Origin of the sequence: Rothia koreensis (assembly GCF_004136575.1) — a bacterium.
Taxonomy (GTDB): domain Bacteria; phylum Actinomycetota; class Actinomycetes; order Actinomycetales; family Micrococcaceae; genus Rothia; species Rothia koreensis.
The window spans coordinates 1-15,313 of the sequence record NZ_NOIQ01000015.1 but is presented as its reverse complement, the minus strand read 5'-3'; the positions used below and the strand labels follow the sequence as shown (position 1 = coordinate 15,313).

Genomic DNA, 15,313 nt, shown 5'->3' with positions numbered 1-15,313 from the left:
ATCGTTGTATCCATGGGCAGAAGGACGCGGTGGTAACCCGACCTGGTCCTGCGACCGGCGGGCGAGGCCGAACCGACCCGGCGTCGTGCCCATTACCCATTCATGGAGGAGAAACCTTGAGCCACCCCACCCCCGAACACCACACACCCCAGTACTTCAATCACGGATCCGGGCCCGGTCCCAATCCGGGGCCCGTCTACGTGGTCCGGAAGAGCATTCTGCTCTCCTACATCCTGTGGTTCTTTCTTGGGATCTTCGGGATCCACAAGTTCTACCTGCGGGCGCCCTTCATGGGCATCTTCTACCTGATCCTGCACGGTCTCGGATGGCTGCTGGCCCCGATCTTCGTCGGTTACTTCTTCTTCGCTCTCCTGGGTCTGCTGATGTTCATCGACCTGTTCACGATGCCGTTCAGAGTCGGCCTGATCAATGCGGCCGAGATCTCCCGCGCCAACAATCGTCGTCGCTTCTGAGCGGTTTTCCTGGCGAGGTGGCAGCCTTGTGCGGTTTTCGGGCCGAGGTGGCAATCCCGTGCGGTTTTCGTCGCGAGGTGGCAGATTTGTGCGATATTTGGGTCCAAAACCGCACAAAAGTGCCGTCTCGCGTTGGAATCCGCACGGGATTGCCACCTCGACCGCGGAGGCCGTCCCGGGAGAGCCCCGAAAGCCCCGGCAAAAGCGCCCATCGGAGCCGCTGTCGACGACGACGTCGTGAACTCCGTCCCACCGTGGGTGTCAGGCGGCGTTGTGTGCTGTAAACTCTGTGAAGTCTGTGCCGACTCGGCCAACCCCCGAGCCCGCAGGCAACGCGCAAGCGAACCTCCTGCTGCGGAAAGACCGTAGCCGCCAAAGACCAAAGGAGGTGGGTTCAAACATGCGTGAATACGAACTCATGGCCATCATCGACCCCGAGGTTGACGACCGTGCCGTTGAGCCGACCCTCAACAAGTTCCTCGACGTTGTCCGCAATGGCAACGGCACCATCGAGAACATCGACATCTGGGGTCGCCGCCGCCTGGCCTACGAGATCCAGAAGAAGTCCGAGGGCATCTACGCCGTCGTCAACTTCACGTCGGATCCCGAAGTTGCCAAGGAACTGGACCGCGTTCTGAGCCTGAACGAGTCCATCATGCGCACCAAGATCATCCGCCCGGAAGAGCAGAAGATCTCCTAAAGTTTCCACACATTCACCGGATGGGGTCTCAAGGGACCGCGACCGGTGCTTGACTGGAGACACTCTTCAATACGACTCAGGAGGTCATGATGGCTGGAGAAACCATCATCACGGTTGTCGGAAACCTCACCGCCGACCCTGAACTGCGGTTCACCCCTTCGGGCGCCGCAGTCGCGAACTTCACGATCGCCTCGACCCCGCGCACTTTCGATCGTCAGACCGGCGAATGGAAGGACCAGGAAGCCCTGTTCCTTCGTTGCTCGATCTGGCGCGAGGCCGCGGAAAACGTGGCGGAGTCCCTGACCAAGGGACAGCGCGTGATCGCGCAGGGTCGTCTCAAAGCTCGGTCGTATGAAACCAAGGAGGGCGAACGCCGTACCTCCATGGAGCTGGACGTCGATGAAATCGGCCCCTCGCTCCGCTTCGCCACAGCGTCGGTCAACCGCAACCAGCGCTCCGGAGGAGGAAACTTCGGAGGCAACCAGGGCGGGCCCGGTGGAAACTTCAACCAGGGCAACGGCGCCGGTGGCAACCAGGGAGGCTTCGGAGGCAACTCCGGGGGTTCCAACGGGTACGGCGGCAACGGATTCAACCAGGGCAATTCGCGGGGCGGCCAGCAGGCTCCCGCGGCGGACCCCTGGGGCCAGAGCTCCGGCGGAAACTACGACTGGAGCGCCGGTCAGGACGACGAACCGCCGTTCTAATCCGGGGCCAACCCTCCGAACCAATCAATAACCCATCCCGCGGTACACAACCTGCGGGCTCCACAACAATGAAGGAGCACCACGATGGCTAAGGCTGAAATTCGTAAGCCCAAACCAAAGCAGAACCCGCTCAAGGCTGCTGAAGTCACTGAGATCGATTACAAAGACGTCGCTCTCCTGCGCAAGTTCATCTCCGATCGCGGCAAGATCCGTGCCCGTCGCGTCACCGGCGTGACCGTGCAGGAACAGCGCAAAATCGCGCAGGCGATCAAGAACGCCCGCGAAGTTGCTCTGCTGCCCTACTCCGGCGCCGGTCGCTAAAGAGAAGGAGAGTAGAAGAACATGGCAAAGATCATCCTTACTCAGGAAGTCAACGGCCTCGGTGCCGCTGGCGACGTCGTCGACGTCAAGAACGGCTACGCACGCAACTACCTGCTGCCCCGCGGCTTCGCCGTGGTGTGGACCAAGGGCGGCGAGCGTCAGGTCGAGTCGATTCGTCAGGCTCGCGCCGCACGTGCCCAGCACAACCTCGAGGACGCACAGGTCCAGGCGGAGAAGCTCTCGGCTGCGGTCGTGAGCGTCCCGGTCAAGGCCGGCGCCGAGGGTCGCCTCTTCGGTACCGTCAAGCCTGCTTCGATCGCGGAAGCGATTGAGGCCGCCGGCCTCGGTTCCGTCGACAAGCGGGCCGTGACCATCCAGAACAACATCAAGAAGACCGGACGCCACACCGTGGCCGTCCGTCTTCACGAAGACGTTGTTGCGAGCGTCGAACTGGACGTTGTTGCGTCCTAGTTCGATGGGCTCTGCGGGGAGCGCGTAAATCGTGTTCCACCGCGCATCCGGTGATGCCCGGCATATCCTTTCGGGGACATGCCGGGCATTGCTGTATTCCCGGACAGGGGGTCACATCCGATCCCGAGATTCGCATGAAAAGATGAGTACATGGCGCACACTGACAAACAGTCCGACTGGGAGACCATGTGGGACGAAGCGACGAACGACGCCCGGACTGAGACGCCGCGCAAGCGCCGAGGCAAGAACGGGCGCAGAGCGTTGCTCCCGAGCACCAAGATGCTGGTCATCGCGACCGGGTTCTGGATCGCCGCTGTTCTCCTGATTGTTCTCGGCTTCGTTGCAGGAAATACGGGAACCAACTCTTCGATCCTTGCGTTCTTCCTGGTGTGTCTGGTGGTCTCCTCGATCGCCGGAGCGTTCGCGAGCTTCCTGGCCCTTTTCGGTCTGTTCAAGTACCGACGCCGGAAGATCCTCAACCTGTTGCTCCTGATCATTTCCGTGGCAACGAACCCCCTCATCCTGATCATGCTCGCGACGAGCGCCATCGCCTGACCGGACCGACCAAGGAGAACTCATGGCACACATTGTGATCGCCTGCGACAAATTCAAAGGCTCGGCCACGGCCTCCGAAGTTGCGGAAGCCCTGCGTCTGGGTATCTCGGACGTGCTCGACGACGCCGAGATCACGTGTGTACCGGTGGCGGACGGGGGCGACGGTACGACAGATGCCGCCTTGTCCATATCCTTTGAACGGCATACATGCCGAGTGACTGGTCCATTCGGGCGGCCCACCGAGGCCGTCTACGCCTACGATCCTGGAAGCGGCACCGCGGTCCTCGAAGTCGCCGAAGCCTGCGGGCTCGGGCTGATTCCCGCCTCGGAGGTCGGCACCGAAACCGCCGACGGCAAGGACGCGAGCTCGAGCGGCGTCGGTGAATTGATTGCCCACGCCCTGGACAAGGGGGCTCGACGAATCATTCTCGGCCTCGGCGGCAGCGCAACCACGGATGGCGGTGCGGGCATGATTGCCAGCCTCGGTGCTCGACTGTTGACGGATTCCGGAGACGAGGTCGGCCCCGGAGGCGCGGGTCTGAAGGAATTGGCGACCGTGGATCTTTCGGGGATCGACCCCCGGATCGCGGAGGCCGAGATCGTGATCGCTTCCGATGTCACGAATCCCTTGTGCGGGGACGAGGGTGCCGCCGCGGTCTACGGGCCGCAGAAGGGCGTGGCCGCAACCGATGTACCTGACCTCGACGACGCCCTCTCCCGATTCGCGGGGCTCGTGGAAGAGGAACTGGGCGTTCGTGCTGGGTCCTTCGCTGAAACGCCGGGTGCGGGCGCGGCAGGTGGCCTGGGCTTTGCTTCCCTCGCGGTGCTCGGCGGAACGATGGAATCCGGTGCCGACCTGGTGCTCGATCTGGTCGGTTTCGACCGATCGGTCGACGGCGCCGACCTCGTGGTCACGGGCGAAGGACGCTTCGATACCCAGACCCTCCAGGGCAAAGCGCCCGCGCGGGTGGCCCAGCGGGCTCGCGAGGCGGGAGTGCGAACCGTGGCGATCTGCGGGGCAACGGACTTGTCCGCGGCCCAAGTCCGCGGGGTCGGCATCGAGGAGATCCACGCGCTGACCGATGTGGAGCCCGACGTCGCGCGGTGTCTGTCCGAACCCCTGCCGCTCATTCGGAGGCTGGGGCGACGGATCGCCTCGAACATGGAATGAGCGAACGGTAGACTCCTTGTGGATAACTTGAGGACAACCCGCAGAATCCAAAGGTTCAACCCTCACGTGAGGGGTGATGGTTGGACGGTCGTGGGATTGTTATCCACAGGATGTGTGGCGTCATGAGCGCGGAATGACGGGGTCTTCGGTATGTGGCAGGGCCTTGTCCACAGCGCTGTCCCCAATGACTCCACAACTGCAAGAAACTTGTACACAGGTTTTCCACAAGAACTATGATGTGATGCCCACCGGGCGTGACCACGAGGGTCAGAAAGAGGAGACCACCACCGATGTCTGATGCGGTCCAGGAGCAGGATGTAGGGCGCACGCCGCCCCAGGACAATGTGGCCGAGCAATCGGTGCTCGGCGGCATGATGCTGTCCAAGGACGCCATCGCCGACGTCGTCGAGGTGCTGCGCGGGGTCGACTTCTATCGCCCCGCCCACGAGTCAATCTATGACGCGATCATCGACCTGTATGGCAAGGGCGAACCTGCTGACGCCATTACGGTCGCCGACGAACTGACCAAACGCGGCGAATTGAGCCGAGTCGGCGGCGCCGCCTATCTTCACACGCTGATCTCCTCTGTCCCGACCGCCGCCAACGCCGGCTTCTACGCCGATATCGTGCGCGAACGCGCCGTGCTCCGTCGGCTGGTCGAGGCGGGCACGCGGATCGTCCAGTTGGGCTACACCCCGGACGGCGAAGTCGACGACGTCGTCAACCAAGCGCAGGCCGAGGTCTATCAGGTCGCGGAACGGAGAACCTCCGAGGACTACGTGGTCCTCAAGGAGATCATCGGCGAAACGGTCGAGGAGATCGAGGCGAACGGTGACAAGACGGATGGTATGCAGGGCGTGCCGACCGGCTTCTACGAGTTGGACGAGCTGACCCACGGTCTCATGGGTGGCCAGATGATCGTCGTCGCCGCCCGTCCGGCCGTCGGCAAGTCGACCTTGGCACTGGATATCGCCCGTTCGGCGTCGATCCACCACAACATGGCCAGCGTCATTTTCTCGCTCGAGATGTCCCGCAATGAGATCGCCATGCGACTGCTTTCCGCGGAAGCCTCCCTGAACCTTTCCGACCTGCGGCGGGGCTCGCTGGAAGACAGCCAGTGGTCGAAGATCGCGGAAGTCATGGGCCGCATGGACAAGTCGCCGCTGTTCATCGACGATTCACCGAACATGTCCATGATGGAGATCCGAGCGAAGTGCCGCCGACTCAAACAGAAGAACAACCTGCAATTGGTGGTTCTGGACTACTTGCAGCTCATGTCGTCGGGCAAGCGCGTCGAATCCCGCCAGCAAGAGGTCTCCGAATTCTCTCGGTCCCTCAAACTCCTTGCGAAGGAGCTCGAGGTTCCCGTGATCGCCCTGTCCCAGCTGAACCGTGGGTCGGAGCAGCGCAACGACAAGAAACCGATGGTCTCGGACCTGCGTGAATCCGGGTCGATCGAGCAGGACGCCGATATGGTGATCCTCCTGCACCGCGAGGACATCTACGACAAGGAATCGCCTCGAGCCGGTGAAGCCGACGTGATCGTTGCCAAACACCGCAACGGTCCGACCAAGACGATCACCGTTGCTTTCCAGGGCCACTACTCCCGGTTCGCCAACATGGCCAACGACGGCGGCGGGTTCTAGGCCGCGGTCGTGCCTTGGGGCAAGAGATAAATGTTGCCCCGTTCACTCAGGGCAGGTTCACGAGTAGCCTGACAAGTGAGCGACTCGTTTCCACTGATGCTGGCGCCTTGCCGGCACCCACTGTGAGTCCCGCTCTTGTCAACGAGTTCAGGAGGAACCATGACTGAGTCGAACAACAATTTCAACGAAGACGAAGGACCTGCTGACGGCGGAGCTGCTGGTACCCCGGGTGTTCATGATGGTGGTGCTGATGGTGGGGCCGAGGGTCCTGCCGATGGTGGTGCTGCTGGTACCCCGGGTGTTCATGATGGTGGTGCTGATGGTGGGGCCGAGGGTCCTGCCGATGGTGGTGCTGCTGGTACCCCGGGTGTTCACGACGGTGGTGCTGATGGTGGGGCCGAGGGTCCTGCTGACGGCGGAGCTGCCGGTACCCCGGGTGTTCACGACGGCGGAGCCGATGGAGGAGCCGACCGCTCTTGAATCCCTTCGATAGCACCTCCCAACGCCCCGGATCCCGAACAGGGACCGGGGTGTTGGACTCTCTGCTCACGAACTGCGACCAAGACACCTTCGCCCGCGAGGTCTGGGGCAAACGAGCCCTGCTCTCCAAGGGCGCGAGCGACTTCTCCGACCTCTTCTCGGGCCGGGCCGTGGACGAGCTCATCTCACGTCGTGGCTTGCGGTCACCGTTTCTGCGCGTGGCAAAGGACGGGTCGACTCTCCCTACCTCTTCATTCACCGGGCCGGCCGGTGTGGGGGCCACGATTGCGGACCAGCTCGATGACACGGCCCTGTGGCGCCAGTTCGACGACGGCGCAACCCTGGTTCTCCAGGCACTCCAGAGAACGTGGGGACCGGTCGGCGATTTCTCGGCCCGGCTCGGTTCCGAACTCGCGAACCCGATCCAGGCGAACGCCTACATCACGCCTCCTCAGAATCAAGGTTTTGACGACCACTACGACGTCCACGACGTCTTCGTCCTCCAGATTGAAGGCACGAAGCGATGGGTCATCCACGAACCGGTTCTCGATTCCCCTCTGCGGGACCAGCCATGGACCGATCGTCGGGATGCGGTGGCCACCGCGGCCGCTGGGGAACCCTACATCGACGCCGTCCTCGAGCCGGGAGACGCGCTCTACCTGCCTCGAGGGTGGCTGCACGCGGCCACGGCCCAAGGTGAGGTATCGATCCACCTGACTCTCGGCATCCACAACAGGACGCGATACGCCGTCGCCGAACAGGTGGTCGCCTCGGTTCTGGCGAACCTGCGCGACGATCCGCGGATGCGCGCCAGCCTGCCGCTCGGAATCGACGCCCCGGACTCGGCGGATCTGGACATGGTCAAGGAAGCAATCCTCTCCGCGGTGCCGGAAGCTGATCCCTATCCTGACCTGGCCCGAGTCCACCGTTCCCAAGCCCGGCCCGGACCACTGGGGCCCTTGGCACAGCACGAACTGTTGCAGAACCTGACCGCAGAGACGCCACTCCAGTTGCGCGACAGCCTCGATGCGAGATTCGACGGCTCACGTCTGTGGACCCGCGTGGGCTGGCTGGAGTTCTCGGACGAGGATCTCGAGCATGTCCGTGCCCTGGTCGCGGCCCGGATCACGACTGCGGGGAACCTCGGCGTCGACCTCGCCGAACGTCTCGTCAGAGCGGGCGTGCTCGTGCCGGTTGCCCACTGATCTGTCGTGTCGGCGTCATCATTCCCCGCCCGCTGCGCCGATGCGGCCCGGCAACGCGGTGACTCCATCGGTGGCACGGCACCCCGCGGAACATACTGGGTACTCATCGAATACCGCGGCGGTTGGCCTGTTAACGGCTTCGACGGGCTCGACCTCGATCCGGACGTGAAAACCGACGTATTCAATGCTGCCCGGGCCCTTCGCGCCAGGATCCTGCTGATCAGGCGACACGGAAAGCGGGCCCGGGAAGGAAGCGCACACTGGGCCGTCATGCACCTCGGCGGGCCCGGGAACCTGGTACAACTCTGGGGGACCTGGAGCGAGGACTCGGACTTGCTCGGCATCGTCTCCGCCTTGCAACGGTGTACGGAGGCTTCCGCATCTTCGCGGGCCGTGCAGAACCCGCTCGTCCTGGTCTGTGCCCACGGCCAACACGACGTCTGCTGTGCCATCCGGGGGCGGCCGGTGGCGGCTGCCCTGGACCAACGGTGGCCCGAGTGCGTCTGGGAATGCACACACGTCGGTGGAGACCGTTTTGCCGCGAATATTCTCCTCGTTCCCGACGGCGTCTACTACGGAAACGTGGACGCCGACTCGGCGGTGGGCGTCGTCGACCGTTACCTCTCGGGCCGGGTGGTCGGCGAATATCTGCGCGGATACACGGACCATGGGCCCATGGAGCAGGCGGCGATCCGCGCCGCACTGAACCGCAACGGTCCTGCCGGCCGGTTCGACTACACGATCGCGGACGTTGCGGTCGACGACGGCTTGTGGACGGTGCGTGTCCGCGGCCGACGACCGAACCAGACCGACCTCGACGTCGGTCTGCGTGTGAGCCGGTCAGATCCGGAATACCTGACGTGCCGCGGCCTGGAAAGGGCCGTGGCCTCCAGGATCGGCGTCGTGAGTGTCCGGCCGGTGGATGCTGGGACGCGGTGACCTCGGGCGGACGGCAAGCACCGCTCCGGCCCGCTGCTTGCTGATGGCAGGCGAAGGTCAGGTAAAGATCCCGGACACGAGGCTGACACCGGTCGCGAGTATCACCGTTCCGAAGACGAAGGACAGCAGTCCGTGGCGGAGCACAAAGGCACGCAACGTGGTGGTCAGTACCCCGACGTCGGTGGTTCCGTACGTCATCCCGACCATGAAACTGAAGTAGAGGAAATCGATGTAACGGGGTTTTCCGGGCTTCCCGAAATCCAGGCCGCCGGACTCATGGCCGCTGAAATAGACGTGAGCATACTGGGTCGTATACATCACGTGAAGCATCGCCCAGGCGAGAAACACCCCGGCCAATCCGACGAGTGCGGCAAGGGATCCGTACCCCGAATCGTCGATGACCATCACCATGACCAGTCCCACCATGCTGATGACAGCGACGATGGTGATCAACAGTTCTTCCAAGACCGGGTTGTACCGCTCGCGCATGGCATGTCTTTGCGTCTGATCCGGATCCATGGGCCACAGAACCAACCAATTCAGAACCACGAATGCCAGGGCCACCACGGTCAGGCCCACCAGAACGCCCCAGGACACATTCACGCCGAGGGTCGTGAAGAACCCCACCAGAATCCCCAGAACAAGGGAGTACAGGAGACGTACGTGGGCGGAGAGCGGAAGAAGCCTGCGCATGGTCTCAGGCTATCTTCCACAACCGCTGCTGAGGAGGGGCCGGACTCGTCGCCGTTCCGGTGAGTCGCTCTCCGGGAGTGACTTTCGGGTATGTCCTTGCGCGACGGCGCATGACGTCACCGCCGAAACACCACTCCACATAATTCGTATTGACCGTCCTTTGTCCCCTTTTCCGCGACGGGAAAACGGCGTTGGTCAGCGCCCGTTCAACTATTGCATTCCATGACGGATTTCCCTGCGAGTCTCCGCGTGAATAGGCCGTTGACCGGGCTTTTTTGGCTCCTCTAGCGTCCTCAATCAATACCTGTTGGACAGCAGGAATTGTAAAAAGCGCCCACGCATCACTCATGCATCACGAGCAGTCACCGGGACCTGAGGATTTCGGGTCTCGGGCGAAAGGTCACACACCATGCCATCTTTCCCGAAGGGTCTTGCCTCACGCCATGGACCGGACCCGTCGCCGTCCCTCGATGGAGGCCTGACGAGGCGAACTGCGCTTCTGGGCCTCGGTTCCCTGGCGGCGTTGGGTTCGGGGGCGCTGCTCACGGGTTGTGGTGGTGACGCGAAGGCCGCCCAAAGCAGCGACGTCGTCCGTTATCAAGGCTGGCCCCAGACGGTGCTGTTCGCTGAGCTCGCCCAGGATCTCGGGTACATCCCCCATGTCACCCTCAAACATATTGGAAGCACCACGAGCGGCCCCCAGGACATTCAGACGGTCGCGACCGGGGACGCCGAAATCGGCCACGCTTTTTCCGGTGCAGTCATCAAATTGGTGGAAGCAGGAATTGATATTCGCGGGGTATCCAATTATTACGGTTCGGATGACGAAACGTTCGTGGGGGTATTCGTGGACAAAAAGAGCCCCATCACCTCACCGCGAGACCTGATCGGAAAGACCGTGGGCATGAACACGCTGGGAGCCCACTCCGAAGCCTTCCTCTACGAATTTCTCTCGACAAGCGGCCTGAACGCGCAGGAAATCAGCGACATTACTTTCGTCCCCATCCCGCCGAGCGACCTCGAGATATCCATTATTCGGGGGCACCTGGACGCGGGGGTGATCGACGGGATCGCTCAGGACGTCGCCATGGACCATGGCACCCTCAGAACGCTGGGGCGCGACGTCGACCTCTTCGGAAGCTTCCCCGCAGGGCAGATGGTCATGCGGCAGGAGTGGATCGATGACCATCCCGAGACCGCCGCCGAGTTGGCGCAAGGGGTCGACCGCGCTATCCGTTGGGCCAACGATCAGCCCCGGGAAGCCGTGGTCGAACGATTCACGCGGATCGTCTCCGAGCGTGACAGGGGAGAGGACCCCTCCCCGCTCAAGTACTGGAAGTCCACCGGCCTGCCCCGCGGCGGGGTGATGGAGTCGGAGGACTTCTCGCGGTGGGAAACCTGGTTGCGCGACAACCACATCCTCAACGGTCCGCCCTCCCCGCGCCGCTATTTCACCAATTCACTGATCCACACCACACCGTCGAAGGAGGCATCGTCATGACCAGCGCCAAGATCCGCGTCAGCGACGTGAACAAGATCTTTGAAGTACCGGGCTCGCGTCGAGTACCGGGGCACCTCGCGACCGCCGTCGAAGGAGTCGACTTCGATGTCCACGACGGCGAATTCGTGACCATGGTCGGTCCCTCCGGTTCCGGAAAGACCACCATCCTCGACCTGGTAGCCGGGCTGACGACACCGACCTCCGGCAGCATTCTCGTGGACGGGACGCCGATCAACGGGCCCGGGCGCGACCGCGGCGTCGTCTTCCAGCAGTATGCCCTGCTTCCGTGGAAGTCCACGCTGGACAACATCGTCTTTGCCCTCAAAGCTGCCGGTCGGGGTCGTCACCGGGCGGAGAGGCGCCGTTTGGCCAGGGAATATTTGGAGCTCGTGGGTCTCAAGGACTACGCGAACCGTTACCCGCATCAGCTCTCGGGCGGGATGAAACAGCGGGTGGCGATCGCTCGGTCGTTGTCGTACCAGCCCGAAATCCTGCTCATGGACGAACCTTTTGGGGCGTTGGACGCACAGACTCGTGAACTCCTGCAGTCGGAGCTGCTCCGGCTCTGGAAGAGCACGGGAACCACGGTTCTGTTCATCACCCACTCGGTCGAGGAAGCCGTGTACCTGGGCCAACGCGTCGTCGTGCTCGAGGCACGGCCGGGACGGGTGAAAGCGGTCGTCGACGTCGACCGTCCGGAACCCCCGGCCGGTACGGATCCTAGATCGACGCCGGAGTTCATCACCCACCGACGACGCGTCTGGGAGCTTCTCCACGGGCGGGACCACCTGGCCGAAGCCCCCGAGGATCCGGATGCTCACCACGTTCCGGCAACCCACGACCTCTCCATCGCCGGCCCGACCGGAGACGCGCACCGCCTTGAAAGGAACCCCTCATGAGCACGACGACGACCGAGAAACCCCTCGACTCGCGAACGAACACCCTCACGTCGTCCGGGACGACGCCCGGAGTCGGGTCGAGGGAACGGCGGAACCCGAAGCGGTCCGGCGCGGGTCGAACACCCGGACCCTCACGGCGGGCGGCGCCCGCCTGGCGCGCGCGACTCCGCGGCTCGTACGCGATTCTCGCCTTCATACTTCTCTGGGAATTTGCCCCACTGCTCGGGTCGCCGGCATTCCAGGTATTTCTGCCTCGCTTCCACGAGGTCGCCCTGGCGTGGTGGGAGCTGTTGGTGTCGGGACAACTGTGGGAACACTTCGCTGCGAGCTTCGCCCGATCGATCGTCGGATTCGCGATTGCGACGGCCGCAGGGATCGCGCTGGGACTGCTCATCGGGTGGTACCGCGCGCTGTACGAAACGCTCAATCCGCTCCTCGAAGTGTTCCGCAATACCGCGGCACTGGCCCTGCTTCCGGTTTTCGTGCTGCTGCTGGGCATTGGGGAACTGTCCAAGGTCACCATCGTCGTCTACGCCGCCTTCTTCCCCGTGCTGCTCAACACGGCCGCCGGCGTCAAGACCGTGGACCCGCTGCTGATCAGGGCCGGTATGACTCTCGGACTGAACCGGTACCAGCTGTTCACGCAGGTGGTCCTCCCGGCCTCCGTTCCCACGATTTTCACGGGGATCCGCATTGCCGGCTCCTCGGCGATCCTGGTCCTCGTGGCGGCCGAGATGGTCGGAGCCAAATCCGGACTCGGGTTCCTGATCACCTCGAGCCAGAACAGCTTCCTCATCCCACAGATGTACGCGGGCGTGCTGACCATTTCCCTCCTGGGGCTGATCGTCAACAGCGCCCTCGTCGCCCTGGAACGCCGGGTCTCCCGGTGGAACACGACCCTCTAAGGAGAATCCCATGACCGATACCAGCACGACGTCGCAGACCACCTCGACTTCTACGACCGGTACGAGCGGTGCGACCGACCACGGGTTCAGCGTCCGGCCCCTCGGGCAACACATCGGCGCCGAGATCCGAGGTCTCGACCTCAGCCGCGAACTCGCCCCCGACACCGTGGCTCGCATCCGGGAACTGCTGAACCGCCACAAGGCGCTCGTCTTCAAGAACACCGGGCTGACCACGGACGAGGAACAGTCACGATTCGCGGAGCATTTCGGCCCACTCACGGCGGCACATCCGACGGTACGTTTTACCGGGCAGAGCTCCAGCAATGTGCTTCCCGTGGACAGCGAGTCCTCGGTCGCCAACAAGTGGCACACGGATGTCACCTTCGTGATCAATCCTCCCCAGCTCTCGACCCTGCGCAGCGTGGTCCTGCCCGAGTACGGCGGGGAAACCTTGATCGCCAACGCGGCCGCAGCCTACGCCGACCTCCCCGAGGAATTGCGAGGATTCGCGGAACGACTCTGGGCGGTGCACAGCAATGACTCGGACTATGTCCGACCCGACCGCGTCACCTCGGATGCGGAGCGGAGCTATCAGGAACAATTCGTGTCCTCCGCGTTCCGCACTGTGCATCCGGTGGTGAGGGTCCACCCGCTCAGCGGTGAACGCGGCCTGTTCATCGGTGCCTTTGCCCAACGGTTGAAAATCCTGGGGGTGACCGCCGAGGAATCGTTGGACATCCTGCGGATCCTCCAACGACACGTGACCAAGCCGGAATACGTGGTGCGAGTGACGTGGGAGCCCGAACAATTGGTCCTGTTCGACAACCGCATCACCCAGCATTACGCCATCGACAATTACGACCGACAGCCCCGGAAGCTCAACCGCATCACCGTTGCCGGGGACGTTCCGGTCAACGTGAAAGGGGAGCGCAGCTACTCGGTGGAAGGCGACTCCTCGGACTACTCGCAGATCGTGGAACCCTGATCGAGCGGTCGTCGTCCGTTCTCAGCTTGCGGGGTCCAGCCCGCAGGGATACGGCGGGGGTGCGGTCGTTCCGCCCGGTCAGGAGGCAAATGGCCGTGGGCCTCCGCCGTATTCCGCGCCGTTGGCCCTACGATGTGTAACTATCTCAACGAGTTGCAGGTCGCACGGAGGGACAACTCCCATGACTACCCAAAATCCCGGTCGCTCGACCGTGGTGGAAGACATCAACAGGTACAGCGATGACGCCCGGCGCTGGACCGCCGAAGCCATCAAGGCTGTGCAGGCCGACGCCCAGCGTTCGGCAGATACGCACATGATCCGTGTGCCCTTGCCCGAGGAGTGGGGCATCGACCTGTACCTCAAGGACGAATCCAGCCATCCGACCGGATCTCTCAAACACAGGCTGGCCCGGTCCTTGTTCCTCCACGCCCTGTGCAACGGGTGGATCCGCCCGAACAGGCCGGTGGTCGAGGCATCGAGCGGGTCCACCGCGGTCTCGGAGGCCTACTTCTCCCGTCTGATCGGCGTGCCGTTCATCGCCGTCATGTCGAAGACGACGAGCGCTCGCAAGGTCGAGTTGATCGAGTCCTACGGCGGACAATGCCACTTCGTGGACAGTCCCGACCAGGTCTACACCGTTGCCGCCGATCTGGCCCGGGAGACGGACGGGCACTACATGGATCAGTTCACCTACGCCGAGAGGGCGACCGACTGGCGCGGCAACAACAACATCGCCGAGTCGATCTTCGACCAGCTCCGGCTGGAGCCGCACCCCGAACCCGCGTGGATCGTGGCCACCGCCGGGACGGGCGGCACCTCGGCCACTCTGGCCAGGTACGTCCGATACACGGGCCGAACCACGGGCATCTGCGTGGCAGACCCGGACAACTCGGCGTTCTTCGCCGGCTGGCGGGACGAGAATCCCGATGCCACCACGGACAGGGGGTCCCGCATCGAGGGGATTGGGCGCCAGCGCATGGAGGCCAGTTTCATGCCCGCGAGTATCGACCGCATGATGCACGTCCCCGACGCCGCAAGCATCGCGGCGATCGTTCTGCTTGACCGCCTGATCGGACGCAAAGCGGGCGGATCCACGGGCACCGGGCTCTACGCCGCCCTGAAGATCGTCTCCGACATGGTTGCGGCCGGGGAGCGCGGCAGCGTCGTGGCACTCATCTGCGACGGCGGCGACCGTTACCTCGACAAGTACTACAACGCCGACTGGTTGCGCGAGGAGGGGTTCGACGTCGACGCCCACACCGCGCGACTCGATGAATTCATGCGCACGGGCCGGCTCTAGCCAGGCTGCGGCGGCGTTCCGGGCCTACTGCGTTCCGGGCCGAAGTGGCAGTTTTGTGCAGTTTTGAGGCTCAAATTCGCTCAAAATTGCCACCTCGCGCCGAATGGCCTGGGGTGGTGGCGACGTCGTGGCCTTGCGCGCCACGGTCGCGTGGCGGTTACCCGACTGGGAGGCGTTTTCCGTTGTAAGGTGGCTGCCAAACCCCCACGTAACGTCGGAAGCCAGCTCTGAATCGGGTAATCACCACCGAACGCCGGGCCACGGCTGGCCAGCTGGGTAACCACCACCGAACGCCGAGGGGGCACAGGCACCGAATCGGGTAACCACCACCGAACGCAATCCGTCGGCGGCCCCCGGTCCCGGCC

The 15,313-nt window shown here is 63.4% G+C and carries 17 protein-coding genes; 16 read left to right on the top strand and 1 reads right to left on the bottom strand.

Annotated features, from left to right (window positions below):
• Positions 1–116: 116 nt before the first annotated feature.
• From EWU68_RS09870 to EWU68_RS09820, 11 genes are all read left to right on the top strand, one after another.
• The gene (locus EWU68_RS09870) at positions 117–473 is read left to right on the top strand and encodes a TM2 domain-containing protein (RefSeq protein WP_156265523.1); all 357 of its coding nucleotides are present in this window, start codon (positions 117–119) and stop codon (positions 471–473) included.
• Positions 474–873: 400 nt separating this feature from the next.
• Positions 874–1,173: a 30S ribosomal protein S6 gene (rpsF, locus tag EWU68_RS09865; RefSeq protein ID WP_129315964.1), complete on the top strand. Its 300-nt coding sequence runs from the start codon at positions 874–876 to the stop codon at positions 1,171–1,173.
• Between the two features lie 89 nt (positions 1,174–1,262).
• On the top strand, positions 1,263–1,877 hold the full coding sequence (locus tag EWU68_RS09860) for a single-stranded DNA-binding protein (RefSeq protein WP_129316006.1): 615 nt from the start codon (positions 1,263–1,265) through the stop codon (positions 1,875–1,877).
• 84 nt (positions 1,878–1,961) lie between these two features.
• Positions 1,962–2,198, top strand: a complete 237-nt coding sequence (gene rpsR, locus EWU68_RS09855; RefSeq protein WP_048680746.1) for a 30S ribosomal protein S18 — start codon at positions 1,962–1,964, stop codon at positions 2,196–2,198.
• 21 nt (positions 2,199–2,219) lie between these two features.
• A complete protein-coding gene (gene rplI, locus EWU68_RS09850; RefSeq protein WP_129315963.1) occupies positions 2,220–2,669 on the top strand; it encodes a 50S ribosomal protein L9 in 450 nt (149 codons plus the stop codon).
• A 150-nt stretch (positions 2,670–2,819) separates the two neighbouring features.
• Complete coding sequence (locus EWU68_RS09845) at positions 2,820–3,224, top strand: hypothetical protein (protein ID WP_129315962.1); 405 nt, start codon at positions 2,820–2,822, stop codon at positions 3,222–3,224.
• A gap of 22 nt (positions 3,225–3,246) precedes the next feature.
• The gene (locus EWU68_RS09840) at positions 3,247–4,395 is read left to right on the top strand and encodes a glycerate kinase (RefSeq protein ID WP_129315961.1); all 1,149 of its coding nucleotides are present in this window, start codon (positions 3,247–3,249) and stop codon (positions 4,393–4,395) included.
• Positions 4,396–4,685: 290 nt separating this feature from the next.
• The gene (gene dnaB / locus EWU68_RS09835) at positions 4,686–6,041 is read left to right on the top strand and encodes a replicative DNA helicase (RefSeq protein ID WP_129315960.1); all 1,356 of its coding nucleotides are present in this window, start codon (positions 4,686–4,688) and stop codon (positions 6,039–6,041) included.
• Positions 6,042–6,276: 235 nt separating this feature from the next.
• Positions 6,277–6,534: a hypothetical protein gene (locus tag EWU68_RS09830; protein WP_193554046.1), complete on the top strand. Its 258-nt coding sequence runs from the start codon at positions 6,277–6,279 to the stop codon at positions 6,532–6,534.
• On the top strand, positions 6,518–7,726 hold the full coding sequence (locus EWU68_RS09825) for a cupin domain-containing protein (protein ID WP_129315958.1): 1,209 nt from the start codon (positions 6,518–6,520) through the stop codon (positions 7,724–7,726). Before EWU68_RS09830 ends, EWU68_RS09825 begins: the two co-directional genes overlap by 17 nt.
• A 6-nt stretch (positions 7,727–7,732) precedes the next feature.
• Positions 7,733–8,665, top strand: a complete 933-nt coding sequence (locus EWU68_RS09820; protein ID WP_129315957.1) for a sucrase ferredoxin — start codon at positions 7,733–7,735, stop codon at positions 8,663–8,665.
• 57 nt (positions 8,666–8,722) lie between these two features.
• On the opposite strand, the gene EWU68_RS09815 is transcribed toward EWU68_RS09820, so the two are convergent.
• Positions 8,723–9,358, bottom strand: coding sequence for a DUF1345 domain-containing protein (locus tag EWU68_RS09815; protein ID WP_129315956.1), 636 nt, complete (start codon positions 9,356–9,358; stop codon positions 8,723–8,725).
• Between the two features lie 409 nt (positions 9,359–9,767).
• On the opposite strand from EWU68_RS09815, the gene EWU68_RS09810 reads away from it, so the two are divergent.
• The 5 genes from EWU68_RS09810 (at position 9,768) to EWU68_RS09790 (ending at position 14,948) form a co-directional block, all read left to right on the top strand.
• Positions 9,768–10,859 carry an ABC transporter substrate-binding protein gene (locus tag EWU68_RS09810; RefSeq protein ID WP_129315955.1) on the top strand — a complete coding sequence of 364 codons (1,092 nt, stop codon included), beginning with the start codon at positions 9,768–9,770 and terminating at the stop codon, positions 10,857–10,859.
• Entirely contained in the window at positions 10,856–11,758 is a 903-nt protein-coding gene (locus tag EWU68_RS09805; protein WP_129315954.1) for an ABC transporter ATP-binding protein, read from the top strand. Before EWU68_RS09810 ends, EWU68_RS09805 begins: the two co-directional genes overlap by 4 nt.
• A complete protein-coding gene (locus EWU68_RS09800) occupies positions 11,755–12,663 on the top strand; it encodes an ABC transporter permease (RefSeq protein WP_129315953.1) in 909 nt (302 codons plus the stop codon). The genes EWU68_RS09805 and EWU68_RS09800 overlap by 4 nt, the downstream gene beginning before the upstream one ends.
• 10 nt (positions 12,664–12,673) lie before the next feature.
• The gene (locus EWU68_RS09795; RefSeq protein ID WP_129315952.1) at positions 12,674–13,648 is read left to right on the top strand and encodes a TauD/TfdA dioxygenase family protein; all 975 of its coding nucleotides are present in this window, start codon (positions 12,674–12,676) and stop codon (positions 13,646–13,648) included.
• A gap of 181 nt (positions 13,649–13,829) precedes the next feature.
• A complete protein-coding gene (locus EWU68_RS09790) occupies positions 13,830–14,948 on the top strand; it encodes a PLP-dependent cysteine synthase family protein (protein ID WP_129315951.1) in 1,119 nt (372 codons plus the stop codon).
• Positions 14,949–15,313 lie beyond the last annotated feature (365 nt).

Excerpts from the sequence above, each read along its gene's own strand:
- EWU68_RS09795 (WP_129315952.1), top strand. The coding sequence starts at position 12,674 with ATGACCGATACCAGCACGACGTCGCAGACCACCTCGACTTCTACGACC.
- rpsF (WP_129315964.1), top strand. The coding sequence starts at position 874 with ATGCGTGAATACGAACTCATGGCCATCATCGACCCCGAGGTTGACGAC.
- rpsR (WP_048680746.1), top strand. The coding sequence starts at position 1,962 with ATGGCTAAGGCTGAAATTCGTAAGCCCAAACCAAAGCAGAACCCGCTC.
- EWU68_RS09810 (WP_129315955.1), top strand. The coding sequence starts at position 9,768 with ATGCCATCTTTCCCGAAGGGTCTTGCCTCACGCCATGGACCGGACCCG.
- EWU68_RS09815 (WP_129315956.1), bottom strand. The coding sequence starts at position 9,358 with ATGCGCAGGCTTCTTCCGCTCTCCGCCCACGTACGTCTCCTGTACTCC.
- EWU68_RS09800 (WP_129315953.1), top strand. The coding sequence starts at position 11,755 with ATGAGCACGACGACGACCGAGAAACCCCTCGACTCGCGAACGAACACC.
- EWU68_RS09805 (WP_129315954.1), top strand. The coding sequence starts at position 10,856 with ATGACCAGCGCCAAGATCCGCGTCAGCGACGTGAACAAGATCTTTGAA.
- EWU68_RS09845 (WP_129315962.1), top strand. The coding sequence starts at position 2,820 with ATGGCGCACACTGACAAACAGTCCGACTGGGAGACCATGTGGGACGAA.
- EWU68_RS09790 (WP_129315951.1), top strand. The coding sequence starts at position 13,830 with ATGACTACCCAAAATCCCGGTCGCTCGACCGTGGTGGAAGACATCAAC.
- EWU68_RS09860 (WP_129316006.1), top strand. The coding sequence starts at position 1,263 with ATGGCTGGAGAAACCATCATCACGGTTGTCGGAAACCTCACCGCCGAC.
- EWU68_RS09830 (WP_193554046.1), top strand. The coding sequence starts at position 6,277 with ATGATGGTGGTGCTGATGGTGGGGCCGAGGGTCCTGCCGATGGTGGTG.
- rplI (WP_129315963.1), top strand. The coding sequence starts at position 2,220 with ATGGCAAAGATCATCCTTACTCAGGAAGTCAACGGCCTCGGTGCCGCT.
- dnaB (WP_129315960.1), top strand. The coding sequence starts at position 4,686 with ATGTCTGATGCGGTCCAGGAGCAGGATGTAGGGCGCACGCCGCCCCAG.
- EWU68_RS09840 (WP_129315961.1), top strand. The coding sequence starts at position 3,247 with ATGGCACACATTGTGATCGCCTGCGACAAATTCAAAGGCTCGGCCACG.